General features: G+C 41.7%; 13 protein-coding genes. 5 read left to right on the top strand and 8 right to left on the bottom strand.

Annotated elements, in window-relative coordinates; genetic code table 11:
* Positions 1–97: 97 nt before the first annotated feature.
* Positions 98–2,800: a DNA gyrase/topoisomerase IV subunit A gene (locus ACPPVU_RS06255; protein ID WP_426670827.1), complete on the bottom strand. Its 2,703-nt coding sequence runs from the start codon at positions 2,798–2,800 to the stop codon at positions 98–100.
* A gap of 140 nt (positions 2,801–2,940) precedes the next feature.
* Here ACPPVU_RS06255 and ACPPVU_RS06250 point away from each other — a divergent pair, with 140 nt between their 5' ends.
* Together ACPPVU_RS06250 and ACPPVU_RS06245 are read left to right on the top strand one after the other, a co-directional pair.
* The gene (locus ACPPVU_RS06250) at positions 2,941–3,183 is read left to right on the top strand and encodes a DUF6364 family protein (protein WP_426670826.1); all 243 of its coding nucleotides are present in this window, start codon (positions 2,941–2,943) and stop codon (positions 3,181–3,183) included.
* Positions 3,173–3,595 carry a type II toxin-antitoxin system VapC family toxin gene (locus ACPPVU_RS06245; RefSeq protein ID WP_426670825.1) on the top strand — a complete coding sequence of 141 codons (423 nt, stop codon included), beginning with the start codon at positions 3,173–3,175 and terminating at the stop codon, positions 3,593–3,595. Before ACPPVU_RS06250 ends, ACPPVU_RS06245 begins: the two co-directional genes overlap by 11 nt.
* 14 nt (positions 3,596–3,609) lie before the next feature.
* Here ACPPVU_RS06245 and ACPPVU_RS06240 read toward each other — a convergent pair whose 3' ends face one another.
* Entirely contained in the window at positions 3,610–4,116 is a 507-nt protein-coding gene (locus tag ACPPVU_RS06240; RefSeq protein ID WP_426670824.1) for a YdeI/OmpD-associated family protein, read from the bottom strand.
* A 162-nt stretch (positions 4,117–4,278) separates the two neighbouring features.
* Here ACPPVU_RS06240 and ACPPVU_RS06235 point away from each other — a divergent pair, with 162 nt between their 5' ends.
* Positions 4,279–4,704 (top strand): nuclear transport factor 2 family protein, encoded by a 426-nt coding sequence (locus ACPPVU_RS06235; RefSeq protein ID WP_426670823.1) that lies wholly within the window; start codon positions 4,279–4,281, stop codon positions 4,702–4,704.
* Positions 4,705–4,776: 72 nt separating this feature from the next.
* Here ACPPVU_RS06235 and ACPPVU_RS06230 read toward each other — a convergent pair whose 3' ends face one another.
* The 6 genes from ACPPVU_RS06230 to ACPPVU_RS06205 all read right to left on the bottom strand — a co-directional run bounded on the left by ACPPVU_RS06230 (position 4,777) and on the right by ACPPVU_RS06205 (position 11,189).
* On the bottom strand, positions 4,777–5,697 hold the full coding sequence (locus tag ACPPVU_RS06230) for a S1C family serine protease (RefSeq protein ID WP_426670822.1): 921 nt from the start codon (positions 5,695–5,697) through the stop codon (positions 4,777–4,779).
* A 115-nt stretch (positions 5,698–5,812) separates the two neighbouring features.
* Positions 5,813–6,472 (bottom strand): GDSL-type esterase/lipase family protein, encoded by a 660-nt coding sequence (locus tag ACPPVU_RS06225; protein WP_426670821.1) that lies wholly within the window; start codon positions 6,470–6,472, stop codon positions 5,813–5,815.
* A 3-nt stretch (positions 6,473–6,475) separates the two neighbouring features.
* The gene (locus tag ACPPVU_RS06220; protein WP_426670820.1) at positions 6,476–6,964 is read right to left on the bottom strand and encodes a cytidine deaminase; all 489 of its coding nucleotides are present in this window, start codon (positions 6,962–6,964) and stop codon (positions 6,476–6,478) included.
* Positions 6,965–7,156: 192 nt separating this feature from the next.
* The gene (locus ACPPVU_RS06215) at positions 7,157–9,040 is read right to left on the bottom strand and encodes a DNA topoisomerase IV subunit B (RefSeq protein ID WP_426670819.1); all 1,884 of its coding nucleotides are present in this window, start codon (positions 9,038–9,040) and stop codon (positions 7,157–7,159) included.
* 142 nt (positions 9,041–9,182) lie between these two features.
* Positions 9,183–9,830 carry a hypothetical protein gene (locus tag ACPPVU_RS06210; protein ID WP_426670818.1) on the bottom strand — a complete coding sequence of 216 codons (648 nt, stop codon included), beginning with the start codon at positions 9,828–9,830 and terminating at the stop codon, positions 9,183–9,185.
* 159 nt (positions 9,831–9,989) lie between these two features.
* On the bottom strand, positions 9,990–11,189 hold the full coding sequence (locus ACPPVU_RS06205; RefSeq protein WP_426670817.1) for a dicarboxylate/amino acid:cation symporter: 1,200 nt from the start codon (positions 11,187–11,189) through the stop codon (positions 9,990–9,992).
* A 180-nt stretch (positions 11,190–11,369) separates the two neighbouring features.
* Between ACPPVU_RS06205 and ACPPVU_RS06200 the strand changes: the two genes are divergently transcribed.
* Positions 11,370–11,864, top strand: coding sequence for a hypothetical protein (locus ACPPVU_RS06200; RefSeq protein WP_426670816.1), 495 nt, complete (start codon positions 11,370–11,372; stop codon positions 11,862–11,864).
* Positions 11,865–12,164: 300 nt separating this feature from the next.
* Positions 12,165–14,093, top strand: coding sequence for a glucosamine-6-phosphate deaminase (nagB, locus tag ACPPVU_RS06195; RefSeq protein ID WP_426672184.1), 1,929 nt, complete (start codon positions 12,165–12,167; stop codon positions 14,091–14,093).
* Positions 14,094–14,133: the final 40 nt, after the last annotated feature.

Genomic DNA, 14,133 nt, shown 5'->3' with positions numbered 1-14,133 from the left:
CCGTAATGTTGAAGAACGAAGCATCTTCTCCACTTTTCTATTGAAGAAGATTCCTCGCTTCGCAATCGGAATGACAATTTATATTTAGATTTCAATTCTAGAACAAGTCTAATTGCCCATCATCATCTATATCAATATCATCTGGATTGGTAATCTCAAAATCTACCTTTTTATGTGGCTGTTCAGTTGGGTTCGCGGGTGGTTCCACAGATTCATCCTGAGATATTTCTGATGCTTTAGAAATTTGCTCTTCCTCAACTTCCGGCTCAGGTTCTTCCACAACAGGATTGATCTCAGCCAACAATACGATTGATTTTACAGTGTGCTGCGATAAACGGTTACCCATCGCTTTCATACCTTTTACATCAATTAAAGCGGAGAGTTCGACCTCAATAGTTTCAGGGATTTCCGTTTTCCCTTTAAGCTGATCTACTTTTACCATGATCTGTGATGCGCCCGAAATCAGGGTCATTTTAGAACCACTTTCCTCACTGATGATGCTCGTTTGCTTGCCAATAGCGGTATTTTCAAACATGAAGCGTTTCACCATGTAGTTTTTCGACTTGCCATCATAATGAACCACAGAATACACCTTTTCAGGATCGTATTTCTCGATCAGCGTCATCTTATCATCAAAATGGTTATTCAGGTCAAAGCTGGTCAACTCATAAATCCCATTATTTAGTACTGTAAGTATACGGTCATCACCATCAAATTCGCCCAGGTATTTACCGCGACCGTCAGCATTAAGGCGCTTCAGAATAGCGTCATACCATATTTTCCTGCCAGAAAGAGTGGATACGCCTTTGCTTTTCAGCGATATCTTCTTTACCGGATATTTGGTGATGATATTGCCCATCGAGTTACGGCCTTTAATGGCGATGGTGGCGAAATCTTCATCAAATTGCACCTTCCTTAGTTTGGAGTGCGGCTTCAGTTGTATATTAACCACTTCCGCTTCGCCATTAGGATTTGCTGAGAAATACAGCATCTTTGATCCTTTGGTACCCTTTGTCAAGTCGTATTCCTTATCGCGGGTTACACCTACTACACTGAAACGTTTGATATAACTAACACCACTCTGCCCGTCTTTGTAGACCATATTATAAACGGTGCGTTCATCATTCTTTTTGAATACTGCTACGTGCTCTATCTCCTTACCAACAAATACCTTATCCTGAACTTTTGTGATGATACACTTACCATCTGCACGGAAGACAATAATCTCATCAATATCCGAGCAATCACATACAAATTCATCTTTCTTTAAGCCGCTGCCAATAAACCCGTCAACTTTATTAACATATAGTTTTACATTGGCTAAGGCTACCTGTGCAGCTTCCACCTTATCAAAGGTGCGCAGTTCGGTTTTACGTTCACGATCTTTACCATATTTGTCCTTCAGTTTCTGAAACCAGGCAATGGCATAATCATTCAGGTGTTTGAGGTGATGTTTTACTTCTTTGATCTCCGCTTCAATCGCCTTCATCTGCTCATCCGCTTTTTTCACATCAAAGCGGGTGATGCTGCTCATTGGTTTATCAATCAGCCTTTTATAATCCTCCGCCAGTATTTCGCGATAAAACTGTGAGAAGAAGGGCGTAAACAATCTATTCAGCACTTCAACTACGCCTTCAAAATTACCCGCACCTTCATAGTCGGGGTGCTTGTACATACCCTCCTGGATAAATATTTTCAGCAATGAGCTAAAGAATATCTTCTCCATCAATTCCTTCAACCTGATCTGCAATTCCTGTTTCAGCAGTTCTTTGGTGTAATGCGTGCTCTCGGTGAGCATATCATTCACACTCATAAAGCGCGGCTTATCGTTCTGTATTACACAGGTATTGGGTGATATGGAAACCTCGCAATCGGTGAAGGCATATAAGGCGTCAATAGTCACATCAGGTGATATACCGGGTGCCAAATGGATGATGATCTCTACGTCCCTTGCTGTGTTATCCTCAATCTTTTTGATCTTGATCTTCCCCTTATCATTGGCTGAGATAACACTATCAATAAGACTGCCTGTTGTTGTACCAAATGGAATCTCCGTAATAGCCAATGTCTTCTTATCCCGCTCCGTTATCTTAGCACGAACGCGCACCCTGCCACCACGCTGACCTTCATTATATGCCGAACAATCAGCCATACCACCGGTAAAAAAGTCGGGTACAAGGTTTGGTTTGATATCCTGCAATACGCCTATGGATGCATTAATTAATTCAATAAAGTTATGCGGCAATATCTTAGTAGCCAGGCCCACGGCAATGCCTTCAGCACCCTGGGCAAGCAGCAATGGAAATTTTACAGGCAGCGTTATTGGCTCTTTATTACGGCCATCATAGCTGGCTTGCCATTCGGTAGTATCCGGGTTGAAAACCACTTCATTAGCAAATTTTGATAAGCGTGCCTCAATATAACGTGGCGCTGCTGCCGAATCGCCTGTAACCGGATCGCCCCAGTTTCCCTGGCAATCTATCAGCAAATTCTTCTGCCCTATCTGCACCATGGCATCACCAATAGAAGCATCACCATGCGGGTGATATTTCATGGTATTACCAATCACGTTGGCAGCCTTGTTAAAGCGTCCGTCGTCCATCTCCTTAAGGGAGTGCAGTATACGCCGTTGTACAGGTTTTAACCCATCATGCAAATGCGGTACGGCGCGATCAAGGATTACATAAGAAGCGTAATCCAGGAACCAGTTTTCATACAGCCCGCCGAGGGAAGTTACATTGTGTAATTTTTTGTCTTCTTTATTTTCAGAGGTATCGTTATTGCTCAGATCTTCACTCATTCTTAGCTAAAATATAGATGGGTAAAGATACTATAATGTGCAGATGTGCAAATATGCAGATGTGCAGATATTTTAAACATTTGCACACATTTGCAATAGATATGCGTATAAATAAAAAAAGTGCGTATATTTGCTTATATATGAAGGCAAGAGTAAATTTAACTATCGAGGAAAGCGTATTGCATGATACCAAACTATATGCAGAGAAAAAAGGCATAAGTGTATCTGAAATTGTTGAGGACTATCTTAAAGTCGTTACCAAACCAGTAAAACGAAGAACAATAATAGATATGGTTGAAGAACTTGGCCCGACTAATATCGATCCTAAAGCCGATCTGAAAGAATTGTATTACCAGGAACAAGTGAAGAAGTATGGCTTCTAAGATATTTCTTGATGCAAACTTGCTGCTTGACTTTACACTGAAACGTGATTCTTATAATGAGGCAAAGCAGGTTTTAGATTTAGTTATAACTGGTAAAATTCAGGCTTTTACAACCTCTTCAATTCTTCATATTACCGGGCATTATCTTACTAAGTTTTATGGAAGTGATAAAACTAAAGAATTGCTTTTGATGATACTAATGGAGGTAACTCTCATCGATATTACACATGAGACCGCAATCGTAGCACTGTCTTCGAAATTCACAGACATTGAAGACGCGCTTCAATATTTTACAGCCATTCATCACAAAATTGATTGCTTTATTTCCCGCGATAAGCAATTGAAGAAAAACAGCATCCCTACACTACCTGTGTATACACCGCAAGAGTTCATTGAGGAATTTAGTCGCTGATCAACCCCGCACAATTACTCCCCCCTCATCGCTCTGATCATTTGGCTGTAGCTCCATTTCCTTAACATCGCATTCACAGTATTAACGATCCGTTTTGCCCTCGTCTCATTGGTTTTGGCGCTGTCAATCCACTTAATAAAATACTCGCGGTGTGATTTGGCAAGGCTGTTGTAAAATTCAAAAGCCTCTGGTTCAAAGTCGAAGCACTCTTGCAGATCAGCAGGCATTTCGACCTTAAAATCTTTGTCTTCTTCCAATCTTACCTGCAGCATGGCCCCGGCGTTCTTATGTATTCCTTTCCTCACTTCCGCCTTTAGTGCCATTATAAAATTACCCTCACCCATCGGCATTAGTGCCATACCTTGCACCGGAAAAGCATCCAGCATACCCCTTACTCTGAAGGATTTCTTGTTGCCGGGTTTCATCTGCCGTGCTATGTCAACCGGAATCTCAATATACGTCCAGCCGGTCTTTTCACCCTGTTCATTAAATTGCAAAATTATCGTGGTAAACTCAACCATGGCAGAAGGCAAATCAGTCTATAGATACAAATATCTTAATGTTAAGGAATAAATGTTAAATGTTTGTTAAATCATCCAAATTAAGGCTTTTAAGTGTAACGATGGGGTATGTGCGTATGTCTTATATACATAATCAAATTATTTACCTTAATACAAAATGTTATGAAAACTTTAAAAGCAATGATGATGGGAATGGCCTTACTATTGATTTGCGGAGCCTCACAGGCAACACCTTTAATCAGCCACGATAATTCAAAAGATAAAGCGATCGATACTTATTTAAATGCAGTAGTACACGGAAAACTAGCCGGAGTTGATGATGCAATAGATAATGACGCCCATTTTGATATGAAGCGCGGCGAGAATGTAAATACACTCACCAAAGCACAGATCATGAGTTCATTAAAAGCCAATGAAAACATTGAACAGGATTGCCAATGCACCAAAACAATTGTAAGAAATGATGACGAGATGGAAGTGATGAAGGTTGATATGAAATACAACGATTTTACACGTACTGATGTGATCACTGCACAACATGCCGGCAGCGGATGGAAAATTACGAAGGTGGAAACCTCATTCAAATAAAAAGGTGATTATTGTTTTGTTTTGTAATGAAGAAGGCCCGTCACCGGGCCTTCTTTGATTTTAATAGTTCTGTTAACGCTCTGCAGGGGTAACACGCAATTCCTTCTTTTGATTATTGCGTAAGACACTTATGAATTGAAACTGCCCTACTTTATCGCCCGTCAGCATTTTGAATAATTGATCTGATGTTTCAATCAGCTTATCATTAAAAGCATAAATAATATCACCGCTTAATAATCCGCCTTTATCTGCCGGACTGTTATTTGCCACCTGTGTAATAAATAGTGCCTGCTGGTTTTTAAGCTGATGAATTGTTCGCAACTTCGGTACCAGGCTTATTTGCTGCAAACTGGCTCCGATGTATGCACGTTTTACCTTACCATAGCGTATCAATTGATTAGCAACCGATTTGGCTGTATTGATGCTGATGGCAAAACAAAGTCCCTGCGCCCCGCGAATAGTAGCCGTATTTACACCAACTACCTCTCCATCAGCATTAATGAGCGGTCCGCCTGAATTACCCGGATTAAGCGCAGCATCGGTTTGTATCATGCTGTCCATTGAGACACCTGACTCGCCTGAAAGCGTACGCCCCAAAGCGCTGATAACACCGGCGGTCACTGTATGCTGAAAGCCAAGCGGATTACCAATAGCAATAACCAATTGGCCAATTTGCAAATCATCAGCATCTCCCATCACAGCCGGTATATAATCTGTAGCGTCAATTTTCAGAATAGCCAGATCGGTATATTGATCTTCGCCTATCAGGGTAGCGTTATGTATGCCGCCATCATATATTATAGCTCTTAATTGTTTGGCTTTTTTTATGACATGGCTATTGGTAAATAAATACCCGTCGGATGAGAATAAAAAGCCGGTACCAGTACCGGTTATCGTTTCGCGACCTTCTATCACATCAAATTGCTCGATCTTCACAACTGAGGTACGCAGCTTATCAACGGCACTAATAATTATTTGTGAGTATGAATCCATAGATCATCGCCCACAAAAAGTAAACCCGTTGATTTTAAGGCGCAAAATGGCAGTGATCAACTGATGAATTGTCACTCCCGGCAAAAATCACCTAACTATTTGGCACGCAAATAAATTAATTGACGTATGGCTCCAGTACTTTTTGCCAGCGATCATATCCGCTGTTGTTCAGATGCAGGTAGTCATTTTCAAATAATGTGGAATCGGGCCTGCTTGTTTCTGTTTTATAGATAACCGTATTCACATCGACGAATAAGCTGTGGGGTTTGCCTGCGAGATATTTCTCGATCAAGGTATTAGCTTTAATGAACTCATTAAAATGCTCTGCCCTGCTGGGGCTCGGTTTGATCGACATAAAGTAAATTTCAGCATTTGGCAATTCCTTCCTGATCATCACCCACAGGGTTTTAAAATTGGTAAAAACCGAATCCGCTGTTTCGCCTGCAGCGATATCATTCTCGCCCGCATAAATAAATATTTTGCGTGGATGATATGGGAACAGGATATAAGGTGTATAATATTTTACCAATTGCGAAAGCTCACATCCGCCTACTCCGCGCCTGATAATCGGCTTTCCGGCAAAACGTTGTTCAAGATCGGTCCATTTACGAATGGATGAGCTGCCTATAAATAAGATCCCGTTTGATTTGGGAAAGCTCAAGCTGTCCTGATGTTTAAAATCCCTGATTTCATTATCAAATGGGAATCCGCTTTGCGCAAATATTCTTGCACCGAACATCAAAGCGATGATCAGTAACGTTAGTTTTAGTTTCATAGTTTAGTTGTTTAACCGGTCTTCAAAAAACAAAAATGGTAAAAAACTTTCGATACCGGTTGCCGTCCATACCGCACCTTGCTGACAATAGAGTAACATTTTTATTGCACGGCCTTGTTTTTTTTCATACTCTGCCAATACCTGCAAACAAGCACCACAGGAAGTTATCGGTTTGGTTAGCAGGAATTCATCTGAATGAGCTGTAATGGCCATTGTTTCAATTGGATCATTTGGGTGATTAGCACCCCAATTGAAAAGAGCAACCCGCTCGGCACAAAGTCCCGAAGGATAAGCTACGTTTTCCTGGTTGCTGGCATGTAATATTTTACCGCTTTGCAGGCGCATTGCTACCCCTACTCTGAATTTAGAATAAGGTGAATGTGAATTGGCAAGCGCCTTTACAGCTTCCAGACAAAGCTCCTTATCCGCCTGTCCTAACTCTTCTACAGAAGTATATTCTTCAAAATTTATTTTTATTTCGTGGTTGATCATTTTATAGCATCCCAATTAAAAAGGGGATACAAGATAAAGATTTTATAGAATAAATAGTCATAGAAAAACAAAATAGCGATGGGTTTAAAAACCCATCGCTATTTTTATTAGTCAGCGAAAGACTTACGAAGTTTTAAAAACCCAGTAAGTCTCCATCATCAGCGAAATCATTTAATCATATAAATCAACGGTTCAGACAGCTAATGGCAATTCATCTTCAACAATAGTCGGGTTGATTGTTTCATCATCCTTCTCTACCCTTAAATTACCAACGATATGCTGCTGGCGGCTTGGGGTATTTTTGCCCATATAATATTCCAGCAAGCCTTTGATATTGGCATCTTTCAGAATAACAGGATCAAGGCGGATATCTTTTCCGATAAACAAGCCGAACTCTTCCGGCGATATTTCACCTAATCCTTTAAAGCGGGTGATCTCGGGTTTTGTGCCGAGTTTAGCAATCGCATTACGTCTTTCCTCGTCGCTGTAACAATAAATGGTCTCTTTTTTATTGCGCACCCTGAATAAAGGTGTTTGTAATATGGAAACATGCCCGGCCTTCACCAGGTCGGGGAAAAACTGCAGAAAGAAGGTCATCATTAACAAGCGGATGTGCATACCGTCCACATCAGCATCGGTAGCTATTACGATATTGTTATAACGCAATCCATCAAGACCATCCTCGATATTTAGAGCGTGCTGCAACAGGTTAAATTCTTCGTTTTCATAAACCACCTTTTTGGTAAGTCCATAACAGTTTAACGGTTTACCCTTCAAACTAAAGACCGCCTGGGTTTGTACGTCACGGGATTTAGTGATCGATCCGCTGGCAGAGTCCCCTTCGGTGATAAATAGAGTGGTGTCCTGCTTACGTTCGTGATTATCTTCAAAGTGCAGCTTGCAATCACGCAGTTTACGGTTGTGTAAGGATGCCTTTTTAGCACGCTCATTGGCCAGTTTTTTAATACCGGCAATATCCTTACGTTCACGCTCAGACTGCATAATGCGTTTAAGCAGCGCATCAGCGGTAGCCGTATTTTTATGCAGATAATTATCAAGTTCCTTTTTTACAAAATCATTGATGAAGCCACGCACGCTCGGACCATCCGGACCAACATTTTGTGACCCCAGCTTGGTTTTGGTTTGCGATTCAAAAACAGGCTCCTGTACCTTTATCGCGATAGCTGACACAATAGACGCCCGTACATCAGATGCATCAAACTCTTTTTTATAAAATTCACGTATCGTTTTTACAACCGCCTCACGGAAGGCTGCCTGATGGGTACCACCCTGCGTAGTATGCTGTCCGTTTACAAAAGAGTAATATTCCTCACCATATTGCTGACCGTGGGTCATGGCTATTTCTATATCCTCACCCTTTAGGTGAATTATAGGATAGCGTATGGTTTCAGCATCCACATTGCGCGAAAGCAGATCATACAGACCACGTTCCGATAAATATTTCTGCCCGTTAAAATTGATGGTGAGCCCGGCATTAAGGAACACATAGTTCCATATCATATTCTCTACAAACTCCGGTATAAAATGATAATGCCTGAAAATGGTATCATCCGGTGTAAAGTTGATGGCTGTGCCATTGCGCTGAGAAGTTTCCTTTTCGGCCTCGTCACGTACCAGTTCGCCTTTGGCAAACTCAGCTACCTTAGTTTTTCCATCACGATATGACTGTACGGTAAATGCGTTTGAAAGCGCATTCACTGCCTTGGTACCCACACCGTTCAATCCTACTGATTTTTGGAAAGCCTTGCTATCATATTTACCACCAGTGTTGATCTTAGATACGCAATCAATCACCTTACCCAAAGGAATACCACGACCATAATCGCGGACGGTGACCTTGTGATCACTCATATTCACATCAATGGTTCTTCCTGCTCCCATCACAAACTCATCTATCGAGTTATCTACGATCTCTTTTAACAGCACATAAATACCATCGTCATAAGCCGAGCCGTCGCCCAACTTACCGATATACATACCTGGTCTTAAGCGTATATGTTCTTTCCAGTCGAGTGACCGTATACTATCTTCACTATAAGCTGTTGGTTCTGCCATTCTTATTACTTGTTGAAAGGTTGTAAAGTTTTAAGGTTGTAAAGTTGTTCATTCGTTGCAAGATAAAACGTCGTAAAATTATCTAATCAGGCTGGGAAAAACATTCTAACTTTTCAACATTCCAACTTTCCAACGAAAATTCTCAGGGCTTAAACTTCAGGCACTTACTTACCTTACTAATGTTTTTGAAAAAATCGGCTCCCTTATCGTTAGCAAAGCATACCGCTACTATTGTGCCGATATGGTCTTTTTGTAATGTGATCAATAAAGCATATTTATAATGCTTTGTTTCAGGCATGTCAAGCAAGTTTAAAAGATATGTTTTACCTGCATTTGCGTTATAGCGCGCTAAAACATCCTGCGGAATAATTGTTGTAAAATAGTTTTTATCACCGGTAAAAGAAATAGCCTGAGCCGGCCCTATTTTGTTGTATAAAGAGTCCGGATTTTCAATCCTCCTGGCGTTATCGCTACGGTAGCGCTGATAGTCGGCCCAATTGAGTTTTTGAGACCTCACCCTAAACCATATTTCAAAATCATGTCCAGGCAGAACCATAGCATAGTCGAAAGAGAAGTTTTCATTATTTATTGCCGGTATCTCTTTAAACCCCGCAGGATAAATAAATTCCACATTGGCCTCTGCTGCCAGCTGACAAAAATTCTTTAGCTGACTGCTCATGATTTTAACACCCGTAGGCTTATGCTTTACCTGTTGCGATATTGCTGTTACAGCAAGCAGAATAAGTATTGGAGTAAGTAATAGTTTAAATTGCCTTAAGATGGGTCTCATAAATATGCACCACTCGCGCTGCTAAGTAATTGAAAAAGAGTTTAATCTGCACAAAATTAAAATTAAAATTTAAAAAATTAGCATTTGAATTAAATGAGTATAAAACCCCGGTTAAAACTGCCAATATCTAATGACTTAGTTGCTTAATATTCAAGTTCATCACTCAGTATTAAAAACCGTCTTATTTTTCTCCTGTACAAACCTGTTAATCATCATCGCTGCTACCGTATCACCTGTCGCATTAAGTAAAGTTGCGATTGGATCAATTAGCGTGCCTATAATAATTGCAGGTGGTAATGCCTCAGGCGGCAGGCCATATGCTGATATAAAAAGTATCTCACCCACGTAACCGCCGTTTGGTATTCCTCCTTCAACAATACTTACCAATACCGTCATGCCAAGCGCCAATAAAATTACCTCTGGACCATTAAAACTTCTGCCGAACATAGCAAACACAACTGCCATCTTTAAAATGGATGATATACTGGATCCTTCTTTGTGTAACGTTCCTCCAAGCGGTATAGTGATCCCTGTTATTACATCCGAAACGCCCATCTTTTTTGCAGCTTCCAGGTTTGCCGGAATTGTGGCAATACTGCTGCAGGTACCTATGGCTGTGGCAGAAGGGATAATATTGTTTTTCCAATATGCTTTTATACCCTTTAGCCCTCCGGCTATGAAAGCATAGAGGCTGAAAAAGACTGCATAGTAAAAAATACTGACACCGTATCCAATACCCATTGTATGTGCATAGGTCCCGAATAAAGAAGGTCCGAATAAAGCTACCTGGTAAGCAAAATAGGCACCTAATCCAATAGGTGCGGGCTTCATGATCAGTATAAATACATTCTTAAATACCTCATTCCCGGCATTTAGAAATTGTTTAAAAGCATGCCCTTTTTCACCTGTCTTTAATGTCCCAAATCCTACTAAAATTGCAAAAATGATCATGGCCAGCATGTTTCTTCGCGACAGTAGTTGAAAAAACTCCCCCGTGGTAAAAAGTTGTGTTAGCTGGTCGCCGGATATTGATTTATTTGTGCTTTGAGCTGCCAAATCGGAACTCAACGCTAAATTTTGATGTATTGGAAATAACCATACCGCGGCAATAGTTACCAAAGCGGCAATGAGTACGGTTACCAGAAATGTCGCAGCCATTACACCCATTATACGGCCTAATTTTTGACTGCCCTGGATATTTGCAATTGCAGAAGATATACCGAAAAAGACAAGCGGAATTACAGCAACAAAAAGCAAATTCAAAAAAATATCGCCAACAGGTTTTACGATCTCCGCTTGTTTACCGAATACAATCCCGGCTATGCTGCCGGCTATGATCCCGGTTAACAGCCAGATCATCCCGCTATAATTTTTAATCCAGTTATTCTTCTTTAACACTTTATGGGAATAAATTTCTGACCGTAATATAAAAGAAAATAGATAAAAATTGAGAATAAGCTCTGAATCATTAATAATTCACCTGGTTGTAGCATTACACTTCTTTGTTTCGTAATATAGTAGTTAATAACTCTTAAAAATATGAAACACCAATATCTATTGTTGATTATTGCTATTGTTGTGTTTGGTTTGCCTGCCTGCAAAAAAGATAATAAATCGTCTGTAGCCATAATTGGTAAATGGCAGGAAACAAAATTAAGGATATACGCGACAGATAGCACTGGCGCTTTTCTATATGATACCACCTTTTTGCGCCCTTTCACTGGTTCAGATTACCTGCAATTCAACAGTAATAACACTTGTATAATTGGTACCGATTATTATTACTATCCCAATCAACCCAACGGGCAAGAAATCCCACCTCAAAAAATTACACCCGTCACTTCCGTCATGAAGTACACAGCTTTGGGATCTAAATTTGTTTTAACCCCACAAAGCACCCTCACTAATCCCGGGGGATTTGATGTAAGAGATACCGTATCTACAATTAACTCGAATACATTATTATATCATTCTGTAGCTTATTCCCATGTGCCAGGAATCAAAACCATGGCTGACGCTTATTATACTAAATAAGGTGACTCAAATTTTCCCTACTAAAAAAGGCGACTCGATACTTATTAAAAAAATTTAAAAAGTACTTGCACTTATAAATATTTTAATTTATGTTTGTTTATCTTAATCAACAATCGCAATGATTGGGTTAGGATACCCTAAAACGAATATGCTAATACATAGAATACAACATTATTTAGTTGTTTCATCATCGCGGTGGAATGATTCGATAGTTAAATTGGTTTGAACGAGAAATCCCTGCATTTGCGGGGATTTTTTTTGCAATAATATTTTGAGACAAATTATAAACCTACATACAGTATTACAAACATGGCCCGATTAAATTTATTGGAAGAGACCCGGTATGAGAAGCTGCCGGTGAGTGTATTTGCAAACCAGAAAGAAGCCTCGTTATCGGTAGCGAAGCGGATAGCGGAGCTGATCCGTTCGAAGCAGGCAGCAGGCGAAAAGGTAGTACTTGGCCTGGCCACCGGTGTAACCCCATTGGGCGTTTATGCCGAACTGGTGCGCCAGCACCGGCAGGAAGGCCTGAGCTTCAAGAATGTGATCACCTTTAATTTGGACGAATACTACCCGATGAAGCCCAGGGCAGCCCAAAGCTATGTCACCTTCATGAACGAGAATTTGTTTGATCACATCGATATCGATAAAGCTTCGGTGCATATCCCGGACGGGACACTGAAAAAAGAAGATGTAGTCGGCTTCTGTCTGGAATATGAAAAGAAGATCAGCGCATTAGGAGGCTTAGATCTGCAGATCTTAGGGATCGGCCGTACGGGCCACATCGGCTTTAACGAGCCGGGCTCGGCACCCAACTCGGGAACAAGGCTGGTTACTTTAGATGATCTGACCCGTAATGATGCCTCCCGTGATTTCGGTGGCAAGCAGAATGTACCCACCAAAGCCATCACCATGGGGATCGGTACTATCTTCAAGGCCCGGGAAATTATCCTGATGGCCTGGAGCGCCAAGAAGGCACCCATCATCAAGAAAGCCGTAGAAGGCGAGATCTCGGGCGATGTACCGGCGACTTACCTGCAATTATCCCAGCATGTGGAATTTGTACTGGATACCGAGGCTGCCTCAGACCTGACCCGCTTTAATACCCCCTGGCTGGTAAAAGACTGCGTATGGGATAATATGCTCAAAAAGAAAGCGGTGATCTGGCTTGCCGAACAACTGGGCAAACCGGTACTGAAACTGACCGAAGAAGATTATAACAACCATGGCATGGCGCAACTGGCCGTGGAGCAGGGCCCGGTCTATAACATCAATATTGACATTTTTAACCAGATACAGCATACCATTACCGGCTGGCCGGGTGGTAAGCCGGATGCCGATGACTCACAACGTCCTGAAAGGGCCTTGCCGGCACGCAAGCGTTCGATCATCTTCTCTCCCCACCCGGATGATGATGTGATCTCGATGGGCGGAACATTCATAAGACTGGTTGACCAGGGGCATGAGGTGCATGTAGCTTACCAGACCTCGGGCAATACCGCAGTATGGGATGATGATGTATTAAGATATATGGAATTTGCCATCGACTTCAACCACAGCATAGGAGATGATAACAATCATTTGAAAGGCCTGTATGAAGACATGCGTACCTTCTTCGATAAAAAGCAACCCAACGAGATCGATACCCAGGAGATCCGCGATGTGAAAGGGTTTATCCGTAAGACGGAAGCCATCTCGGGGGCACGGTACGCGGGATTAAACGACGATCATATCCACTTTATGGCCTTACCTTTTTACGAGACCGGAAAAACGCAGAAGAGCCCGGTAACGGACAAGGATATTGAGCTCACCATGGAGTTATTGCAAAAAGTAAAACCGCAGCAGGTATTTGCAGCGGGTGACTTTGCCGACCCTCATGGGACACACCTGGTTTGCTTTAACATTATCCTGGCAGCCCTGAGAAAGCTAAGGGAAACGGAAGACTGGGTAAAAGACTGCTGGCTGTGGATGTACCGGGGTGCCTGGAAGGAGTTTGAGACCTACGAGATCGAGATGGCCGTACCGCTTTCCCCGCAGGAAGTGCTCCGCAAACGTAATGCGATCTTCAAGCACCAGTCGCAGAAAGACAGGGCGGTATTCCCGGGGGATGATGCCCGCGAGTTCTGGGTAAGGGCCGAAGACCGTAACCGGGAAACGGCGCAGGCTTATGACCGACTTGGGCTTGCTGAATACCAGGCGATGGAAGCGTTTGTGAAGTTTCTATTTTAAACCCCAACCCTTATAGATAATTGATGAAGGTGTCTCAAAA

This window comes from Mucilaginibacter sp. McL0603 (genome assembly GCF_049992945.1).
GTDB lineage: Bacteria > Bacteroidota > Bacteroidia > Sphingobacteriales > Sphingobacteriaceae > Mucilaginibacter.
The sequence above is the reverse complement of the archived record's forward strand: the minus strand, read 5'-3'. Positions and strand labels throughout refer to the sequence as shown.

Bases quoted from the DNA above. Each gene is read 5' to 3' on its own strand.
- ACPPVU_RS06255 (WP_426670827.1), bottom strand. From the start codon at position 2,800: ATGAGTGAAGATCTGAGCAATAACGATACCTCTGAAAATAAAGAAGAC.
- ACPPVU_RS06250 (WP_426670826.1), top strand. From the start codon at position 2,941: ATGAAGGCAAGAGTAAATTTAACTATCGAGGAAAGCGTATTGCATGAT.
- ACPPVU_RS06245 (WP_426670825.1), top strand. From the start codon at position 3,173: ATGGCTTCTAAGATATTTCTTGATGCAAACTTGCTGCTTGACTTTACA.
- ACPPVU_RS06240 (WP_426670824.1), bottom strand. From the start codon at position 4,116: ATGGTTGAGTTTACCACGATAATTTTGCAATTTAATGAACAGGGTGAA.
- ACPPVU_RS06235 (WP_426670823.1), top strand. From the start codon at position 4,279: ATGAAAACTTTAAAAGCAATGATGATGGGAATGGCCTTACTATTGATT.
- ACPPVU_RS06230 (WP_426670822.1), bottom strand. From the start codon at position 5,697: ATGGATTCATACTCACAAATAATTATTAGTGCCGTTGATAAGCTGCGT.
- ACPPVU_RS06225 (WP_426670821.1), bottom strand. From the start codon at position 6,472: ATGAAACTAAAACTAACGTTACTGATCATCGCTTTGATGTTCGGTGCA.
- ACPPVU_RS06220 (WP_426670820.1), bottom strand. From the start codon at position 6,964: ATGATCAACCACGAAATAAAAATAAATTTTGAAGAATATACTTCTGTA.
- ACPPVU_RS06215 (WP_426670819.1), bottom strand. From the start codon at position 9,040: ATGGCAGAACCAACAGCTTATAGTGAAGATAGTATACGGTCACTCGAC.
- ACPPVU_RS06210 (WP_426670818.1), bottom strand. From the start codon at position 9,830: ATGAGACCCATCTTAAGGCAATTTAAACTATTACTTACTCCAATACTT.
- ACPPVU_RS06205 (WP_426670817.1), bottom strand. From the start codon at position 11,189: ATGATCTGGCTGTTAACCGGGATCATAGCCGGCAGCATAGCCGGGATT.
- ACPPVU_RS06200 (WP_426670816.1), top strand. From the start codon at position 11,370: ATGAAACACCAATATCTATTGTTGATTATTGCTATTGTTGTGTTTGGT.